This is a genomic window from Corynebacterium sphenisci DSM 44792 (genome assembly GCF_001941505.1).
In the GTDB taxonomy this organism is placed as follows: domain Bacteria; phylum Actinomycetota; class Actinomycetes; order Mycobacteriales; family Mycobacteriaceae; genus Corynebacterium; species Corynebacterium sphenisci.
Genome location: NZ_CP009248.1, coordinates 264,377 through 281,033, shown reverse-complemented (window position 1 = coordinate 281,033; position 16,657 = coordinate 264,377). Strand labels below are relative to the sequence as shown.

Sequence of the window (16,657 nt, the reverse complement as noted above, 5' to 3'; positions counted from 1 at the left end):
GGCTACTCCCCCGCCCCGTCCGCCGCGGCGGCGCCGGCGCCGGTGCGCCGGGCCAGTTCGGCGTGCAGATCGCGGCGGCCGGCCCGGTCGGCGCGGAACTCCAGCACCCGGATGCCGTCGACGTCGGTGTCCGGGTGCAGTTCGGCGACCAGCTCGCCGAGATCGTCGAGGCGCCGGTGCGCCACCCCGTAGGCGGTGCACAGGGCGGCGATGTCCACGTCCTGGGGGGTGGCGAAGATCCGCTCGAACCCGGCGCGCAGCCCCGGCGCCCCGGCCTCCAGGGTCTCGAAGATCGCCCCGCCGGAGTCGTTGGCCACCACGATGGTGAGGTTGCCGGGCCGGGGCTCCCCGGCGGGGATGTTCAGCCCGGCGGCGTCGTGCAGGAAGGTGAGATCGCCCATCAGGGCCAGGGTGCGCGGGGGCCGGGTGTCGTGCGGGTGCGCCCGGTCCCGGGCCAGGGCCAGGCCGACGGCGGTGGCCACGGTGCCGTCGATGCCGGCGGCGCCGCGGCCGGCGTGCACGTCCACCCCGGGGAAGGGCAGGCCGGTCAGGGAGCAGTCCCGCACCGGGGAGGAGGAGCCGAGCACCAGCAGATCCCCGGTGCGCAGGGAGTCGGTCACCGCGGCGGCGACGTGCAGCCCGCCGGGGGCGGCGGCGCCGGCCGCCAGGGTGTCGCGCACCGCCTCGGCGGCGATCTCGGAGGCGGCGGCGCAGGTGCGCAGCCACCGCCGGTCCGGTTCTCCGCGCACCTCGACCGCGGCGGTGGTGCGCCGGGCGTTGGCGGCGACGTCCGGGTAGTCCGCGATCCCGGGCAGCCCGCCGCCGGTGACCACGGTGACGTCGATGCCCGGGTCCGCCAGCAGCGCCGCCACCGGCCGGTGCAGGGTGGGCCGGCCGAGCACGATGAGCTGCTCCGGGCGGGGGTCGGCGACCCCGGCGGCGCCGAGCAGCGGCCCGGCGCCGAGCAGCCCGGCGGCCAGCGGGTGCACGGGGACGTCCGGGGCCGGCGCCCCGGGTTCGGCGATGGTGGGCACCCCGGCCAGGGCGGGCGCCGGCCGGGCCCCGGCCCCGGCGATGACCAGGGTGCGCCGGCTCAGGTCCACGGTGGCGGTGGCCGCCGGCCGGGCCGGGGGCTGCAGATGGCGCACCTCGGTCCAGGTGGCCCCGCCGGGCCGGCCCGGGGCGATGGCCGCGGGCAGATCCGCCGCCGGCACCAGCGGCTCCGCCAGGCGCACGTTGAGGTGCCCGGCCCCGCCGAGGCCGGGGGCGCGCATCGCCGCGGCGACCCGGTCCACCAGGGCGCGCAGCCGGGCCTGCCCGGCGGCGTCCAGGCCGGCGGTGGCGTCGACGTCGCGGTGCACCGCGGAGGCGTCGGCGAAGAGCCGGTCCTGCACGATGGTCTGGTTCGCCCCGGTGCCCCGGTGGCCGGCGGGCCGGTCCGCGGTGAGCGCCAGCAGCGGGATCGCGGAGAAGGTGGCCTCCACCATCGCCGGGGCGAGGTTGGCCACCGCGGTACCGGAGGTGGTGAGCACCGGGGTGACCCGGCCGGTGCCGGCGGCCAGGCCCAGCGCCAGGAAGGCCGCGGAGCGCTCGTCGAGGCGCACATGCAGCCGCAGCCGGCCGGCGGCCTCGGCGCGGAGGAGCTCGCGGGCCAGCGGCGCCGAGCGGGAGCCGGGGCAGAGCACGGCCTCGCGCACCCCGGCGCGGATGAGCTCGTCGACGATGACCGCCGCGGCGACCGCGGCCGGGGCGCTGGTGGTGTCGGGCATGGTGCTCAGGCTAGTTCAGCGCGCCCGCGGCGACGCATTCGCGCACCCGGGAAAACCACCGGTCCCGCACCGCGGCCGGGGCGGCCAGCGCCGCCAGCCGGTCCGGATCCGGGGTCACCGGGACGGCCGCCAGGGTGCCGTCGACGATCTCGCGGGGGGCGGCGACGTCGGCGGCGTAGAGGCTGCCGGTGGCCAGGCCCGCGGGCACCGGCTCCGGCAGCGCCGCGGCCGCGGCCAGGCCGGCGTACATGCCCACCGCCGATTCCAGGGCGCTGGACACGGTGACCGTGAGCCCGCGCGCGGCGAGCCGCCCGGCCAGCGCCACCAGCGCCCGGGGCCCGCCGAGGGGGGCGGCCTTGACCACCGCGGCGTCGGCGGCGCGGGCCCGCACCACCGCCCAGGGGTCGGCGGCGCGCCGGATCGACTCGTCGGCGGCGATCCGCAGCGGCAGCCCGGCGGCGCGCACCCGGCGGCGCACCTCGGCGAGTTCGGCGACCGTGGCGCAGGGCTGCTCCAGGTAGTCCAGGGGGCCGTCGGCGGTGAGCGCCCGGGCCGCGGCGAGGGCCCCGGCGACGTCGTAGGCGCCGTTGGCGTCGCAGCGCACCGCCGCGCCCGGGGCGGCGGCGCGCACCGCGGCGACCCGCGCCACGTCCTCGGCGAGGCCGCTCTCCCCCGCGATCTTCACCTTCACCGTGGTGCAGCCCGGGTAGCGGGCGAGCACCTCCGGCACCTCGCCGGGGGCCACGGCGGGCACGGTGGCGTTGACCGGCACCCGCTCCCGGAGCATCGGCGGCGGGCCGGTCCAGCCCATCTCCACGCAGCTGGCCAGCCAGCGGCCTGCCTCCGCCGGCGGGTACTCGGGGAAGGCGGAGAACTCCGCCCAGCCGGCGGGGCCCTCGACCAGCAGCACCTCCCGGACCTCGATCCCGCGGAAGCGGGTGCGCAGCGGCAGCAGCAGCACCCGGGCGCGCTCCAGGATCTCCTCCGCCCCGGGGGCGGGGGCCGCCGGGCGCGGGTCGGGGTGATCGGGGGTTCGCGGCTGGCCGTCCATGGCCGCCAGGATAGGCGCGGGAACTACCCTGGCGTCCATGAGCGACAACCCCTTCCGCCCCGACCAGTGGCGCGAGGTGCCCGGGTTCGGGGACCTCACCGACATCACCTACCACCGCCATGTCGGCGATTCCCGCGCCGACGGGATCGTCCGGGTGGCCTTCGATCGCCCGGAGGTGCGCAACGCCTTCCGGCCGCACACCGTCGACGAGCTGCACCGGGTGCTCGACCACGCCCGGCGCAGCCCCGATGTGGGCGTGGTGCTGCTCACCGGCAACGGGCCCTCCCCGAAGGACGGCGGCTGGGCCTTCTGCTCCGGCGGGGACCAGCGGATCCGGGGCCGCTCCGGCTACCAGTACGCCACCGCCCACGACGCCGACGTCGCCGCCGCCGACGAGTCCTCTGTGGACGCGGCCCGGGCGAAGGCGGAGGGCGGCCGGCTGCACATCCTGGAGGTGCAGCGGCTCATCCGCACCATGCCGAAGGTGGTGATCGCCGTGGTCGGCGGCTGGGCCGCCGGCGGGGGCCATTCCCTGCACGTGGTCTGCGATCTGACCATCGCCTCCCGGCAGCACGCCCGGTTCAAGCAGACCGACGCGGACGTGGGCAGCTTCGACGCCGGCTACGGCTCGGCCTACCTGGCCCGCCAGGTGGGCCAGAAGTTCGCCCGGGAGATCTTCTTCCTGGGCCGGTCCTATGACGCGGAGACCATGCACCGGATGGGCGCGGTCAACGAGGTCGCCGAGCACGCGGAGCTGGAGGAGGTCGCGGTGGAGTGGGCGCGGGCGATCAACGGCAAGTCGCCGACCGCGCAGCGGATGCTGAAATTCGCCTTCAACCTGGTCGACGACGGGCTGATGGGCCAGCAGGTCTTCGCCGGGGAGGCCACCCGGCTGGCGTACATGACCGATGAGGCGGTGGAAGGCAAGGAGGCCTTCCTGGAGAAGCGGGAACCCCGCTGGGAGGACTTCCCCTTCTACTACTGACCCCGCCCGCGGGCGCAACCGACGACGGGGCCCCGCCCCCGGCCCATGGCCGGCGGCGGGGCCCCGTCCTGCGCGGGGTCGGGGCCTCAGCCCCGGGGGGCGGCGCCGATCGCGTCGACGAGATCCGAGGGGCCCACCGGCAGTTCGCCGATGTGGTCCGCCGGGTTCAGCCCGCCCGGGGTGAACTGCTTGATGCTGGGCAGCGGCACCGGGATGATCGCGGACCCGGCCGGCGGCACCTCGACCTGGGCGGCCGGGGCGGTCGGGTTGGTCGCGATGACCGAGGCGATCCAGCCGGCCTGCGGCGCGGTCTGCGCGTGCAGGTAGTAGCCGGTGAGCACCGGCGGCACCGCGGGCAGCTCGGTGATCGCCATGGACAGCACGCCGGCGACCTTGCCGCCGACGAACAGCGGCCCGCCGGAGTCGCCCTGCTGCAGCAGGGTGGGCAGCTCGGTGCGGGTGATGTAGGCCGCGCCGTCGTTGAACTCGGGCTCGTCCTGGTAGCCGGTGACGGTGGCCGGGGCGACCGGCAGATCGCCGGTGGCGCCCTGGCCCAGCCCGGACCAGCCGTAGACGGTGGCCGCGGCGCCGCGCGGGGCGACCGCCCCGGAGACGGCCGGGTAGTGCGCCAGGTTCATCGGGGTGGTCACGTGCACCAGGGCGAGATCCCCGCTGGCGGGGGTGCGCCAGGCGTTGATCATGTGGGTGCGCACATCGGCGCCCTGGCCGACCAGCACCGCGCCGGCCGGGGAGGGGGAGTCCTCGATGCAGTGGTGCGCGGTGAGCACCCACTGCGGGGCCACGGCGGTGCCGGTGCACTGGGCGAAGGCGCCCTCCTGGTCGGTGGCGATCTGCAGCCGGACCACGGCGTCGGCGTCGGGGCCCTCGGCCCAGCCGGCGAAGGCCAGCGCGCCGGCGGGGGCGGCGGCGAGGGCGAGGGAGGCGGCGGCGGCCGCGGCGGTGGCGGCGATTCTGCGGAGCATGCGGTCAACTTCCGTTCGGGGTGCGTGCCGCCGGATGCGGCGGGTCACGGGGACTATCGTCGGCCACCCTAACGCGTTACGCGCGGGTGGGGCGGGGCCGGGCCCGGGCGGGCCCGGCCCCGGGGCTCAGCGGGCAGGCAGCAGCCGGTCGGAGCCGAGGGAGCCGAAGGATCCGGCGATGGCGTCGAGGCCGGGCAGCGGCATCGGGAACACCGCGGACCCGGACCCGCCGGGGGCGCCGGGCACGCCCGGGGCGTCGGGGGCGGGGCCGGCCGGGTCGGTGGCCAGCACGGAGCGGATCCAGTCCAGCTGGGTGGACACCGCGGCATGGACGTAGAGCCCGGTGAGCTCCGGGGGGATCGGCGGGGTGAAGGACACGCCCATGGACAGCACGCCGACGAGCTCCCCCCCGGCGAGGATCGGCCCGCCGGAGTCGCCCTCCTGCAGGGAGGCCGGGAAATCGGACTTGGTCAGGTAGGCCAGGTCCCCGCCGTAGTCGGCCTGCTCCCCGGTGTCGCGCACGGTGAGCCCGGTGCGCGGCAGCCGGCCCAGCGCGCCCTGGCCGAGGGAGGACCAGCCGTAGCCGAGGACCTGGTCGCCCTCGGCGAGGGCCGCCCCGGACACCGGCACCGCGGCCACGCCCAGGTCGGAGGTGACGTGCACCAGGGCGAGGTCCCCGGCGGGGGCGAGGGCCCAGTCGTTGACCCGGGCGACGGTGACGTCGGCGCCCTGGCCGATGAGCACCGCCCCGGCGGCGACCGGGGACTCCTCGACGCAGTGCCGGGCGGTGAGCACCCAGCGCGCGCCGACGGCGGTGCCGGTGCATTCGGCGTAGGCGCCCTCCTCGCCGGCGGGCAGCTGCAGCCGCACCACGGCCGCCGCCGCGGCGTCGTCCGCGGGGGCGAAGGGGGCCAGGACGAGGGCGCCGGCCTCGGCGGCGGCGCCCGCCGCGAGGGCCGCGGCGAGTGCGGCGCCGGCGGCGGCGGAGGTGGTTCGACGGAGCATGGGGGTCCCTTCCTCGGAATGATCACGGTAGGTAAGACGGGCCTATCCTAAGTCGGATCCCCATCGGCGCACCCCCGCCGCCGCCCCCGCCGGGGCCCCGGCGCCGCCCGCCCGGGCACCGCCGCGGGCGGCGCCGGCGGTAGGCTGGCCGGCCATGGAGTCGACTGCGCCGTTGGAGGCCCTGCCGATGCCGCGCGGGGCGGCGGTGCTGGATCTGCTGCCCCGGCTGGAGCGGGCCCTGGCCGGCGGCGCCCCGGTGCTGCCGGTGCCCGCCGCGGACCCGCACCGGGCGGCGCTGCTGCGCCGCACCCAGCGCGCCGGGGCGCCCGCCCCGGCCGATGTCGCGGTGGTGGCCTGCACCTCCGGGTCCACCGGGGCGCCGAAGGGGGCGCTGCTGGGCTGCGCGAACCTCGCCGCCAGCGCGGAGGCCACGCACGCCCGGCTCGGCGGGCCGGGCCGCTGGCTGCTGGCCACCCCCGCCGATCACGTCGCCGGGCTGCAGGTGCTGCTGCGCAGCATCCGGGCCGGGTACGCCCCGGCGGTGCTGGATCCGGCCGGCGGCTTCGACCCGACCCGGCTGGCCGCGGCGATCCGGTCGATGGCCGGCCCCCGCCGCTACCTCTCCCTGGTGCCGCTGCAGCTGGCCGCCGCCCTGGCGGAGCCGGCGGCCGCGGCGGCGTTGGCGGAGCTGGACGCGGTGCTGGTCGGCGGGCAGGCCACCGACCCGGCGGTGCTCGCCGCCGCCCGGACCGCCGGGATCCCGGCGGTGACCACCTACGGCTCCTCGGAGACCTGCGGCGGGGTGGTCTACGACGGCCGCCCCCTGGCCGGGGTGCGGGTCACCGTCGAGGAGGGCCGGCTGACCCTGGCCGGGCCGATGGTGGCCCGCGGCTACCGGAACCTCGACTCGCCGGATCTGCGCGGGGGCGTGTTCCGCACCGCCGACGCCGGGGAGATCGGCGCCGATGGGGCGGTGCGGGTGCTCGGCCGGGTCGACGACATGATCCTCTCCGGGGGGCTGAAGCACCATCCCCGGGCGATCGAGGAGGCGATCGCCGCCGCCGAGGGGGTGGCCGCGGTGGCGGTGGCCGGGGTGCCGGACGCCCGGCTGGGCCAGGCGGTGGCGGCGCTGGTGGTGCCGGCGGACCCGGCCCGGGCCGCCGGCGGCCGGGTGGATCCGGCGCTGGCCGCGTCGATCGCCGCCGCCGCGGCCCGGCTGGGCCGGCACGCCCGGCCCCGGGTGCTCGCCGCCGCCGCGGCGCTGCCGACCCTCGCCTCGGGCAAGGTGGACCGGCGCGCGGTCGCCCGGCTGCTCGCCGCGGCCGCCGATGGGGGATGATGGGCCGGTGACCGAGGGAACCCGCACCGCCACCGCAGCCGACTGGCTGGAGGCCGCCCGCCCGCACACCTGGGCCAACGCCTTCGCCCCCGTCCTGGCCGGCACCGCCGCCGCCATGCTCGGCGACGGCGCCCGCCCCGGCCGGGCCGTCCTCGCCGGGATCGTCGCCTGGGCGCTCATCATCGGCGTGAACTACGCCAACGACTACTCCGACGGCATCCGGGGCACCGACGACGACCGGTCCGGGCCGCTGCGGATCACCGGCTCCGGGCTGGTCGCCCCGGGGCGGGTGAAGGCCGCCGCCTTCGCCGCCTTCGGCCTCGCCGCGGTGGCCGGGTGCGCGCTGGCGGCGCTGGCGGCCTGGTGGCTCATCCCGCTGGGCGCGGTGTGCATCCTCGCCGCCTGGTTCTACACCGGGGGCCGCCGCCCCTACGGCTACCGGGGCCTCGGCGAGGCGGCGGTGTTCGTCTTCTTCGGCCTGGTCGCGGTCTGCGGCACCGAATTCGTGCAGGCCGGCCGGGTGAGCCCGGCGGGTCTGGTCGCCGCGGTGGCGGTGGGCGCGATCTCGGCCTCGGTGAACCTGGTGAACAACCTGCGGGACATCCCCTCCGACGCCGCGGCCGGCAAACGCACCCTGGCGGTGGCCCTCGGCGACGCCGGCACCCGCCGGCTGTGGCCGGTGCTCGCCGCCGCCCCGCTGGCCGCAGCCCCGGTGCTGGCGGTGCTGGGCACCTGGTGGGCGCTGGGCTGCCTGGCGGTGGCCCCGGCGCTGGCCCGGGCGGCCCGGCCGGTGCTGCGCGGCGCCGGCGGCGCGGCGCTCATCCCGGTGCTCGGCGGGGTGGGCCGGGCGATGCTCGCCTGGTCGGCGCTGCTGCTCACCGCGGCGGCGCTGCACCAGGCGCTCCCGCTGCCGGCCTGAGCCGCGCGGGGCTACTCCAGTTCGCGTTCGGCGAGTTCGGCGCGCACGTAGGCCTGGTGCGCCCGGCGCTGCTCGGCCCATTCGGCCATGCCCTCATTGGCCTCGGCGCGCATCCGCGGGAACACGAACACCGCGGCGGGCATGGCGATGATGAGGGCCAGCACGAACAGCACCGGCACCGGCACCGCGGCGCCGATCAGCATGGACACCACCAGCAGCACCCCGGTGAGGATGGCCAGCAGCACCAGGCGGGCGACGGCGTAGCGGAACACGTCCCGCAGCGCGCGGCCGCGGGTGGCGCGCACCCGGCGGGAGCCGCCGGCCGGCGCCGAGGAATGGTCTGCGTCGATGCTCACGCGGCCAGTCTACGTATCCTGGATCCGGCGAGGAGGTGCCAGGTGGGTCGACTGCTCATCATCGTGTTGATCATCGCGGCGATCGTGCTGCTGTGGCGGGCCTTCGGGCCCGGTGCCGCGGGCCGGTCCGGGCTGGTCCGGGTGCCGGTGCCGCGGCCGATCCCGGGCCGCGGCCCGGCGCGGCCGCCCGCGCCGCGGGGCCCGGACGACGACGAGGATTTCCTGTGGCGGCTGGAGAAGGAGGCCTTCGAGCGCCGCCGCCGGGCCGAGCGGGAGCAGGAGCGCCGCCGCGGGGAGGGCGGGGCCGCCGGCGACGGGGGCTAGGCCCCGCGACCGCGCTCCAGCAGGCCGAGCAGGTAATCGCCGTAGCCGGAGGCGCGCAGCTCCCGGCCCGCGGCGGCCAGCTCCGCGTCGTCGAGGTAGCCCATCCGCCAGGCGACCTCCTCGGGGCAGCCGATCTTCAGCCCCTGCCGGCTCTCGATGGCCCGGACGAAGTCCCCGGCGGCCATCAGGGTGTCCACGGTGCCGGTGTCCAGCCAGGCGGTGCCGCGGGGCAGGATCTCCACCCGCAGCCGGCCCTGCTCCAGGTAGGCCCGGTTGACGTCGGTGATCTCCAGCTCCCCCCGGGCCGAGGGGGTCAGCCCCGCGGCGATGTCCACGACGTCCGGGCCGTAGAAGTACAGCCCGGGCACCGCGAAATCGGAGCGGGGCCGGGTCGGCTTCTCCTGGATGGCGGTGGCCCGGCCCTCGGCGTCGAAGTCCACCACCCCGTAGGCGGAGGGGTCGGCGACCCGGTAGGCGAAGATCGCGCCGCCGTCGACGTCGCGGAAGCGGCGCAGCCGGGTGCCCAGGCCCGGGCCGTAGAAGATGTTGTCGCCGAGCACCAGGGCCACCGGCTCATCGCCGATGTGCCCGGCGCCGAGCAGGAAGGCCTCCGCCAGCCCGCGGGGGGCCTCCTGCACCGCGTAGCTGAGCCGCACCCCGAAGCGGGAGCCGTCGCCGAGCAGCCGCCGGAACTGGGCGGCGTCCACCGGGGTGGTGATGATCAGGATCTCCCGGATCCCGGCGAGCATCAGGGTGGACAGCGGGTAGTAGATCATCGGCTTGTCGTAGACCGGCACCAGCTGCTTGCTCAGCCCGTCGGTGATCGGGCGCAGCCGGGAGCCGGTGCCCCCGGCCAGGATGATCCCCCTCATCGGCCGGCCTCCCCGTTCGCCGCCGCCCACAGGTCCCGCAGCTCCGCCTCCGCGGCGCGGCAGTCGGCGTAGTCCGGCAGCGACTCCCGGACCTCCGCCAGGGCGGGGGCGGCCCGGTCCTTGTCCGAGAGGATCGGCTCCCGGCCCTCCAGCAGCGCCGGCAGGTCCAGGCCCAGCGCCGGGTCGGCCATGGACACCGCGTGCTCGGCGGCGGGGTCCCAGGCGGCGCTGGTCAGGTAGCACACCACCGAGCCCTCCGCCCGGGCGGCGAAGCCGTGGCCGACGCCCACCGGCAGGTAGAGCACCCGGCGGTCGACGTCGTCGAGTTCGACCACGAGATGCTCCAGGAAGGTCGGCGAACCGCGGCGCAGGTCCACCACCACGTCGGCGACCCGGCCGGCGGGGCAGCACACCAGCTTCGCCTGGCCGGGCGGCACATCGGCGTAGTGCAGCCCGCGCAGCACCCCGGCGGCGGAGACGCTCATGTTCGCCTGCTCCGGGATGAGCGGGTGGCCCAGCGCCTCGGCGAAGGCGTCGGCCTTGAACCACTCGTGGAAGGAGCCGCGCGCGTCGCCGTGGATCACGGGCTCGAAGAGGTGGACGCCGTCGATGTCCAGGGGCCGGTAGCTGCCGCGGGTGCTCATGGGCCCAGGGTACCGGCCGCCGGCTCAGCCCAGGGTCCGCTCCCGGCGCCGGTAGCGGGCCTCCGCGGCCGCGGCCGCGGGCCGCCACCAGTCCTCGTGGGCCCGGTACCAGGCCACCGTCTCCGCCAGCCCGGCGCGCAGGTCCGGGTGCCGCGGCGCCCAGCCCAGGGCCCGGGTGGAGGCCGGGTCGATGGCGTAGCGGCGGTCGTGGCCGGGCCGGTCGGTGACCCGGTCGAAGTCGCCGCGGTCCCGGCCGAAGCACTCCAGCAGATCGCCGACCACGTCGACGTTGGCGCGCTCGCCCTCGGCGCCGATGAGGTAGGTCCGCCCCGGTTCGCCCCGGTCGAGCACCGCCCACACCGCGTCATTGTGGTCGTCGACGTGGATCCAGTCGCGCACATTCGCCCCGTCCCCGTACACCCGGGGCCGGCGGCCGTCGATGAGCCCGCAGATCTGGCGGGGGATGAGCTTCTCCGGGTGCTGCCGGGGCCCGTAGTTGTTGGAGCAGTTGGAGATGGTCGCGGCCAGCCCGTGGGAGCGCTCCCAGGCCCGCACGAAATGGTCCGCGGCCGCCTTGGAGGCCGAGTAGGGGCTGGACGGGCGGTAGGGGGTCTCCGGGGTGAACCGGGCCGGGTCGTCGAGGGCCAGGTCCCCGTAGACCTCGTCGGTGGAGACGTGGTGCAGCCGCACCCCGTGCCGGGTGCAGGCCCGGGCCACGGTGACGGTGCCGGTGATGTTGGTGCCGATGAAGGGGTCGGCGTCGAGCAGCGAGTTGTCGTTGTGGGATTCCGCGGCGAAGTGCACCACCGCGTCCACCCGGGCGACCAGCCGGTCCACCAGCTCGGCGTCGCGCACATCGCCGCGGACGACCTCGCACAGCTCCGCCCCGCGCTCGTCGCGCAGGTTGTCCGGGTGCGCGGCGTAGGTGAAGGCGTCGAGCACCACCGGGGTGACCGAGTCCCGGGTGGCCAGGGTGCGGCGGACGAAGTTGGAGCCGATGAAGCCGGCTCCGCCGGTGACCAGGATGCGCATGCCCCCACCCTATCGGCCGGGCGCCCCGCCCCCGTCGGGCTCGTCGGGGCCGCCCGCCCCCGGGCGGGGCGGCTACCCGGGGGCGGCGGGCGCCGCCCGGGGCGGTTCAGCGCCGGGCATCGGCGGTGCGGGGCCGCGGCGCGGTCTCCCGCAGCCGCCAGCCGACGACCACGTGCAGCACCAGCACCAGGAACCCGCCGAAGAAGAGCAGCACCGCGGTCGCGTCCCAGCCGTGGCCGAAGCCCAGGCGCCAGTCGACGATGGTGAGCACCGCGCCGAGGGCGAGCAGCGCGGTGGCGGCGACCCGGGCGCCGCGGGTGGCCAGGTGGCGCACCCACTCCTCGGGCAGCAGCGCGGAGAGCGCGAAGAGCACCCCGAGGCCGATGGTGGGCTCGCCGAGCCCGCCGGGGGCCATCAGGGTGAACAGCACCCCGACGGCGATCAGGAAGGCGGCGAGGGTGAAGGTGGACCGGCCCATCAGTTCAGCCCCGCGTAGGAGTGCAGGCCGGACACCACCATGTTCACGAAGAACAGGTTGAACACCATGGTGGCGAAGGCGACCACGTTGACCCAGGCGGCCATGTGGTTGCGCCAGCCGGAGGTGGCCCGGGCGTGCAGGTAGCCGGCGTAGAGGATCCAGGTGACGAAGGAGACCGTCTCCTTCGGGTCCCAGCCCCAGAACCGGCCCCAGGCGGCCTCGGCCCAGATGGCGCCGAAGATGACGCCGAGCCCGAAGATCGGGAAGGCCCAGATGGCGGTGCGGTAGGCGATGGTGTCCAGGGCGCGGGCGCTGGGCAGCGGGCGGGCCAGCGCGCCCAGCCGGCCGGTCTCCCGGCCGCGGGGCTGGCGCATCCGCACCAGGTAGAGCACCGAGGCGACCCCGGAGATGAGGAAGATCGAGGCCCCGGCGACGACGGTGGAGACGTGGATCGGGAACCAGAAGGACTGCAGCGCCGGCTGCACCGGCTGGGAGGCGGCGTAGAGCTTGGTGCCGCCGTAGAACATCAGCCCCAGCACCGGGGTGATCAGGAAGGGCCAGAACACCCGCAGCTCCGGCCGGCGCAGCACCCCGGCGGCGACGACCATGGCGATGAGCGTGAAGATCGCGATGTACTCGTAGAGGTTGCCCCAGGGGAAGCGGTGCGCGGAGAGCCCGCGCAGCACCACCGAGGCCAGGTGCACCGCCACGCCCAGGTACATGGCCATCTCGGCGATGCCGCCGAGCCGGTCGGCGGTCGCCGCGCGGCGGTCCACCCCGGCGGCGTCGGGGCCGGTGCCGCGGCCCTCCACGGGGCCGGCGGGCCGGGCCGGGGGCTCGGCGGCGCCGCCGACCCGGACCAGCGCATCCGGGCGGGCGCCGGCCTCGGCGAGCTCGGCGCGCGCCTCCAGCACCGCCTTCTGCCGGGTGTAGAAGGCGATGAAGAGCACCAGGGCCACCGCGTAGACCACGAACGAGGTCTTGAACGCGAGGTCCGAGGCATCCGCGAGCGTGTGGTTGACGGGCATATGCACTCCGCAGGTGAAGGTGTGGGCGGCGATCCCCGCCAACGGTAGTCCGCCCGCTCAGCCAACCCAAAGCGCGGGCCCACCCGGCGCCCCGGGAGGGGCCGGCCGCGTGGCCCGGGCTCAGTCCTCCGCCGGCTCCGGGCGGCCCAGCACGGCCCGGACGAACTCGTCGAACTCGTCGCCCCAGCCGGCCCGGTCGGTGCGGGCCAGGCCGCCGAACTCCACCCGGGTGCGGCCGGGGCCGAGCTCGACCAGGCGCACCCACAGCCGGCGGCGCTTCACCGCCAGGGAGACCACCAGCCCGGCGAGCATGGCCATCGCGGAGCCGAGCACGAACCCCTGGGTGGGGTCGTGGGCCACCTGCAGGTTGACGAACTCCTTGGCGCCGAGGAACTCCAGGCGCAGCCCCCCGTCGAGCTCCACGGATTCGCCGGCGGCGAGGTTGACCCGGGAGATCTTCTCCAGCTGCCCGGAGTGCATCAGGGAGCGGTCCAGGCTGAACAGGTCCTGGTTGCGGCCGCTGTCCAGGCCGGCGTCGCCGCGGTAGACGTCGATGGCCACCGCCGGGTCCTTCATCTGCGGATGGGCGGAGCTGAGCAGCTCCCCGGTCTCCCCGCCCCAGGCGGCGGTGGGCGCGAAGAGGCCCTCGATGGCGATCTGGTGCTGCCGGCGCTCGTAGAGGTCCGGGTACATCCCGGGCGGCGGGTCGAAGCGCAGCGCCCCGGAGGAGAGGAAGAAGGTGGGGTCATCCGGGCGGAACTGCACGATCCCGGTGCGCGACTCCCCGTTCGGCCAGGTCACCCGGAAGGCGGGGGCGAAGCCGTGGCCCTGCAGGTACACCCGGTCCCCGGCCAGGCGCAGCGGGTGGTTGACCTCCAGTTCGCCCTCGGTCCACTCCGCCACCGGGCGGCGGATGTCCGCCGCCCCGGCGTAGCGGATCTCCGAGCGGAACATCTTCGCCTGCCCGTTGGGCAGGTAGTCGGCGACGAAGTCGCGCACCTGCACGCAGAAGGGGTGCAGCCCGGTGCCGTCGAAGAGGTTGCCGTAGCGCAGCGAGTCGTAGTTCGCCCCGGCGGTGTTGCAGAAGGGCTGGTTGACCGCCCCGGCGACCGCCTCGTCGGCGATCTCCGCCCCGGTGTCGGTGATCCGGATCACCTGGCCCTCGTAGTAGGTCAGCCGGCCCAGGGCGACGGTGACCAGCAGCGCCACCAGGCCCAGGTGGAAGACCAGGTTGCCGGCCTCGCGCAGGTAGCCGCGTTCGGCGGAGATGGACCGGGACCCGGCCCGGTCGTCCTCGGCGGGGGTGTCCGCGACATGCCAGCCGCGCAGCCGGCCGAGCACCTCCCCGGCGATCTCGTCGACGCCGCGGTCGAGGTCCCCGGCGTCGTGCAGCGGCAGCCGGTCGAGGTTGCGCGGGGCCCGGGCCGGCGGGGTGCGCATCGCCCGCCAGTGCTCGGCGGAGCGCGGCAGGATGCAGCCGACCAGGGAGACGAAGAGCAGCACGTAGATGGCGGTGAACCACACCGAGGAGAACACGTCGAACAGCTGCAGCCGGTCGAAGATCTCGGCCATCCGCCCGTTGTTCGCCAGGTACTCGATGACCTTGGCCTTGTTCAGGGAGCGCTGCGGCAGCAGCGCCCCCGGGATCGCCGCGAAGGCCAGCAGGAACAGCAGGATCAGGGCGGTGCGCATGGAGGTCAGCCAGCGCCAGGCCGCGCGCGCGGGGCGCATGAGCTTCGCTCGGGTGGGGGCTGCCATGGGGGTCGCGCCTTTCTCGGTCAGGGGTGCGGGTCCCGCCCGCCGGGCGGGGTGTCGGCGGGGGCTAGATGGGGGTGGCCGCGTCGCTGATGAACCGGGACTGCACCCAGGATACGAACCCGTCCCAGGTGCCGGTGAGCAGGGCGAGGCCGATGAGGATGAGCATCGCCCCGCCGGCGAACTGGATCGCCCGGGAGTGCCGGCGCAGCCAGGCCACCCCGCGCATCGCGGAGGCCGAGCCCAGGGCGACCAGCACGAAGGGCAGGCCGAGCCCGGCGCAGTAGGCGATGATGAGCGCCACCCCCCGGGCGGCGGTCCACCCGGTGGTGCCGGCGGCGACGCTCATGATGCCCATCAGGGTGGGCCCCAGGCAGGGCGTCCAGCCCAGGGCGAAGACCCCGCCGAGCACCGGGGCGCCCACCCAGGTGGCGAGTTTGCGGGGCGCCAGGCGGGTGTCGCGCTGCAGGGCGGGGATGAAGCCGAGGAAGGCCAGGCCCATCACGATGGTGACCGCCCCGCCGCCGAGGGTGAGCGCGCGCTGGCTGACCCGCAGTGCGGAGATCATGCCGAACACGGAGGCCGAGCCGAGCACGAAGACGAGGGTGAACCCGGCGACGAAGAGCCCGGCGGCCCCGGCGGCGCGCACCCGGGCCCCGGCGCGGCGGCCACCCGGGGCGTCCTCGGCGCCGGCGGCGCCGGCGATCCCGGTGAGGTAGGAGACGTAGCCGGGCACCAGGGGGATGACGCAGGGGCTGGCGAAGGACACCAGCCCGGCGGCGGCGGCGGCGAGCAGGGCCAGCAGCAGCGGCCCGGAGGCCGCGGCATCGGCGAAGGCGGCGCCGAGATCGCCGCCGGCGGCGAGGGCGCTCACGGCTCCTCCGCGGCGATCTTCCGCACCAGCTCGGTGAGCTCCCGGTCGTCGACGCCCTTGAGCAGCACCGCCGCGGGGCGGTGCCGCCGGTCCAGGATCACGGTGGTGGGGATCACCGAGGCGGGGATCCCGCCGAGGGCGGCGGCGTTGATGAAGGGCGGGTCGTAGATGGAGGGGTAGCTCAGCCCGTTATCGGCCATGAAGTCCCGGGGGGCGGTGATCACGTCATCGCGGACGTTGATGCCGAGCACGGTGCCGATGCCCTCCCCCCGCATCCACTCGTGCACCCGCTGCAGATCATCGCTCTCCGCCCGGCAGGGGGCGCACCACTGGCCCCAGGCGTTGAGCACCACGATCTGGCCGGCGAAGTCGGCCAGCCGGATCTCCTCCGATTCATCGCGCAGGTCGGGGCCGTAGACCTCGCCGACCGGGGCGCGTTCGGCGGGCGGGTACTCGATGACCGTCTGCCCCCCGGGGGAGACGAACTCGAACTGGCCGCCGATGGCCACCGCGTCATGGCCGGCGGTGGCGTCCTCCCCGCAGCCGGCCAGGCCCAGGGCGAGGGCGGCCGCCGCGGCGAGGGCGAGGGGGGTGCGCATGTCCATGGTGGTCGAACCTATACCCCGGCGGCCGGTTCGGCGTAGCGGACCCCGTCCAGGCGCTCCCCGGTGAACAGCAGGGAGGTCACCGAGGCCAGCTCGCACTGCCGCCGGGCCGGGTTATGCGCCAGCCGCAGCCCCCGGGCGCGGCGGGCGGCGGCGACCACGCACAGCTGGTGGGTGACCAGCACCGCCTCCCGGCCCGCCGCGGCGGCGCGGGCCTCGGCGATGACCGCCCCGATCCGGTCCGCGATCGCGGTGTAGGGCTCCCCCCAGCTGGGCACACCCGGGCGGCGCAGCAGCGGCCAGTGCCGGGGGTGCCACAGATCGGAGCGCGGGCCCCGGACGTGCAGGCCCTCGAAGTCGTTGCCGGCCTCGATGAGGTCCCCGCGCACCCGCTGCGCGCAGCCGGTGACCTCGGCGATGGGTTCGGCGGTCTGCCGGGTGCGCAGCATCGGGGAGACGTAGAGCGCGGCGACGTCGTGCCCGGCGAAGGAGGCGGCGGTGGCCGCCGCCTGCGCCCGGCCGCGGGCGGAGAGCCGGTACCCGGGCAGCCGGCCGTAGAGGATCCGGTCCGGGTTGTGCACCTCGCCATGCCGGACCAGGTGCACGATGGTGCGCGGGGCGTCCCCGCCGGCGGCCAT

General features: G+C 76.5%; 18 protein-coding genes. 4 read left to right on the top strand and 14 right to left on the bottom strand.

Annotation, left to right across the window (positions count from 1 at the left end):
* Positions 1-2 precede the first annotated feature (2 nt).
* Both menD and CSPHI_RS01270 read right to left on the bottom strand, forming a co-directional pair.
* Positions 3-1,769, bottom strand: a complete 1,767-nt coding sequence (menD, locus tag CSPHI_RS01275) for a 2-succinyl-5-enolpyruvyl-6-hydroxy-3-cyclohexene-1-carboxylic-acid synthase (RefSeq protein ID WP_075691143.1) — start codon at positions 1,767-1,769, stop codon at positions 3-5.
* 10 nt (positions 1,770-1,779) lie between these two features.
* The gene (locus CSPHI_RS01270) at positions 1,780-2,820 is read right to left on the bottom strand and encodes an o-succinylbenzoate synthase (RefSeq protein ID WP_084210169.1); all 1,041 of its coding nucleotides are present in this window, start codon (positions 2,818-2,820) and stop codon (positions 1,780-1,782) included.
* A 37-nt stretch (positions 2,821-2,857) separates the two neighbouring features.
* On the opposite strand from CSPHI_RS01270, the gene CSPHI_RS01265 reads away from it, so the two are divergent.
* Positions 2,858-3,805, top strand: a complete 948-nt coding sequence (locus CSPHI_RS01265) for a 1,4-dihydroxy-2-naphthoyl-CoA synthase (protein ID WP_084210168.1) — start codon at positions 2,858-2,860, stop codon at positions 3,803-3,805.
* An 86-nt stretch (positions 3,806-3,891) separates the two neighbouring features.
* Here CSPHI_RS01265 and CSPHI_RS01260 read toward each other — a convergent pair whose 3' ends face one another.
* On the bottom strand, positions 3,892-4,788 hold the full coding sequence (locus CSPHI_RS01260) for a trypsin-like serine protease (RefSeq protein WP_075691141.1): 897 nt from the start codon (positions 4,786-4,788) through the stop codon (positions 3,892-3,894).
* A 126-nt stretch (positions 4,789-4,914) separates the two neighbouring features.
* Positions 4,915-5,793, bottom strand: a complete 879-nt coding sequence (locus tag CSPHI_RS01255; RefSeq protein ID WP_075691140.1) for a S1 family peptidase — start codon at positions 5,791-5,793, stop codon at positions 4,915-4,917.
* Between the two features lie 154 nt (positions 5,794-5,947).
* Here CSPHI_RS01255 and menE point away from each other — a divergent pair, with 154 nt between their 5' ends.
* Positions 5,948-7,132, top strand: coding sequence for an o-succinylbenzoate--CoA ligase (gene menE / locus CSPHI_RS01250; protein ID WP_075691139.1), 1,185 nt, complete (start codon positions 5,948-5,950; stop codon positions 7,130-7,132).
* Positions 7,122-8,051: a 1,4-dihydroxy-2-naphthoate polyprenyltransferase gene (locus tag CSPHI_RS01245; RefSeq protein ID WP_075691138.1), complete on the top strand. Its 930-nt coding sequence runs from the start codon at positions 7,122-7,124 to the stop codon at positions 8,049-8,051. Before menE ends, CSPHI_RS01245 begins: the two co-directional genes overlap by 11 nt.
* Before the next feature lie 11 nt (positions 8,052-8,062).
* Here the strand turns inward: CSPHI_RS01245 and CSPHI_RS01240 are convergent, their stop codons facing one another.
* A complete protein-coding gene (locus CSPHI_RS01240) occupies positions 8,063-8,407 on the bottom strand; it encodes a DUF4229 domain-containing protein (protein ID WP_075691137.1) in 345 nt (114 codons plus the stop codon).
* A 42-nt stretch (positions 8,408-8,449) separates the two neighbouring features.
* On the opposite strand from CSPHI_RS01240, the gene CSPHI_RS01235 reads away from it, so the two are divergent.
* Positions 8,450-8,731 (top strand): hypothetical protein, encoded by a 282-nt coding sequence (locus tag CSPHI_RS01235; RefSeq protein WP_075691136.1) that lies wholly within the window; start codon positions 8,450-8,452, stop codon positions 8,729-8,731.
* Here CSPHI_RS01235 and rfbA read toward each other — a convergent pair.
* The 9 genes from rfbA to CSPHI_RS01190 all read right to left on the bottom strand — a co-directional run bounded on the left by rfbA (position 8,728) and on the right by CSPHI_RS01190 (position 16,657).
* Positions 8,728-9,603 (bottom strand): glucose-1-phosphate thymidylyltransferase RfbA, encoded by an 876-nt coding sequence (gene rfbA, locus CSPHI_RS01230; protein ID WP_075693599.1) that lies wholly within the window; start codon positions 9,601-9,603, stop codon positions 8,728-8,730. The genes CSPHI_RS01235 and rfbA overlap by 4 nt on opposite strands.
* A complete protein-coding gene (locus tag CSPHI_RS01225; RefSeq protein WP_075691135.1) occupies positions 9,600-10,247 on the bottom strand; it encodes a dTDP-4-dehydrorhamnose 3,5-epimerase family protein in 648 nt (215 codons plus the stop codon). The genes rfbA and CSPHI_RS01225 overlap by 4 nt, the downstream gene beginning before the upstream one ends.
* Before the next feature lie 24 nt (positions 10,248-10,271).
* Positions 10,272-11,279 carry a dTDP-glucose 4,6-dehydratase gene (gene rfbB, locus CSPHI_RS01220; RefSeq protein ID WP_075691134.1) on the bottom strand — a complete coding sequence of 336 codons (1,008 nt, stop codon included), beginning with the start codon at positions 11,277-11,279 and terminating at the stop codon, positions 10,272-10,274.
* 106 nt (positions 11,280-11,385) lie between these two features.
* A complete protein-coding gene (locus CSPHI_RS01215) occupies positions 11,386-11,757 on the bottom strand; it encodes a hypothetical protein (protein WP_075691133.1) in 372 nt (123 codons plus the stop codon).
* Entirely contained in the window at positions 11,757-12,785 is a 1,029-nt protein-coding gene (gene ccsB, locus CSPHI_RS01210; protein ID WP_075693597.1) for a c-type cytochrome biogenesis protein CcsB, read from the bottom strand. Before ccsB ends, CSPHI_RS01215 begins: the two co-directional genes overlap by 1 nt.
* Positions 12,786-12,905: 120 nt before the next feature.
* Positions 12,906-14,543, bottom strand: a complete 1,638-nt coding sequence (resB, locus tag CSPHI_RS01205) for a cytochrome c biogenesis protein ResB (protein WP_075691132.1) — start codon at positions 14,541-14,543, stop codon at positions 12,906-12,908.
* Between the two features lie 64 nt (positions 14,544-14,607).
* Positions 14,608-15,414: a cytochrome c biogenesis CcdA family protein gene (locus CSPHI_RS01200; RefSeq protein WP_075691131.1), complete on the bottom strand. Its 807-nt coding sequence runs from the start codon at positions 15,412-15,414 to the stop codon at positions 14,608-14,610.
* Positions 15,411-16,019, bottom strand: coding sequence for a TlpA disulfide reductase family protein (locus CSPHI_RS01195; protein WP_425429731.1), 609 nt, complete (start codon positions 16,017-16,019; stop codon positions 15,411-15,413). The genes CSPHI_RS01200 and CSPHI_RS01195 overlap by 4 nt, the downstream gene beginning before the upstream one ends.
* Before the next feature lie 11 nt (positions 16,020-16,030).
* Entirely contained in the window at positions 16,031-16,657 is a 627-nt protein-coding gene (locus tag CSPHI_RS01190; RefSeq protein WP_075691130.1) for a histidine phosphatase family protein, read from the bottom strand.

Coding starts and splice junctions, on each gene's coding strand:
- menE (WP_075691139.1), top strand. CDS start 5,948: ATGGAGTCGACTGCGCCGTTGGAGGCCCTGCCGATGCCGCGCGGGGCG.
- rfbA (WP_075693599.1), bottom strand. CDS start 9,603: ATGAGGGGGATCATCCTGGCCGGGGGCACCGGCTCCCGGCTGCGCCCG.
- CSPHI_RS01265 (WP_084210168.1), top strand. CDS start 2,858: ATGAGCGACAACCCCTTCCGCCCCGACCAGTGGCGCGAGGTGCCCGGG.
- CSPHI_RS01245 (WP_075691138.1), top strand. CDS start 7,122: ATGGGGGATGATGGGCCGGTGACCGAGGGAACCCGCACCGCCACCGCA.
- resB (WP_075691132.1), bottom strand. CDS start 14,543: ATGGCAGCCCCCACCCGAGCGAAGCTCATGCGCCCCGCGCGCGCGGCC.
- menD (WP_075691143.1), bottom strand. CDS start 1,769: ATGCCCGACACCACCAGCGCCCCGGCCGCGGTCGCCGCGGCGGTCATC.
- CSPHI_RS01225 (WP_075691135.1), bottom strand. CDS start 10,247: ATGAGCACCCGCGGCAGCTACCGGCCCCTGGACATCGACGGCGTCCAC.
- CSPHI_RS01260 (WP_075691141.1), bottom strand. CDS start 4,788: ATGCTCCGCAGAATCGCCGCCACCGCCGCGGCCGCCGCCGCCTCCCTC.
- rfbB (WP_075691134.1), bottom strand. CDS start 11,279: ATGCGCATCCTGGTCACCGGCGGAGCCGGCTTCATCGGCTCCAACTTC.
- CSPHI_RS01270 (WP_084210169.1), bottom strand. CDS start 2,820: ATGGACGGCCAGCCGCGAACCCCCGATCACCCCGACCCGCGCCCGGCG.
- ccsB (WP_075693597.1), bottom strand. CDS start 12,785: ATGCCCGTCAACCACACGCTCGCGGATGCCTCGGACCTCGCGTTCAAG.
- CSPHI_RS01190 (WP_075691130.1), bottom strand. CDS start 16,657: ATGGCCGCCGGCGGGGACGCCCCGCGCACCATCGTGCACCTGGTCCGG.
- CSPHI_RS01215 (WP_075691133.1), bottom strand. CDS start 11,757: ATGGGCCGGTCCACCTTCACCCTCGCCGCCTTCCTGATCGCCGTCGGG.
- CSPHI_RS01255 (WP_075691140.1), bottom strand. CDS start 5,793: ATGCTCCGTCGAACCACCTCCGCCGCCGCCGGCGCCGCACTCGCCGCG.
- CSPHI_RS01195 (WP_425429731.1), bottom strand. CDS start 16,019: ATGGACATGCGCACCCCCCTCGCCCTCGCCGCGGCGGCCGCCCTCGCC.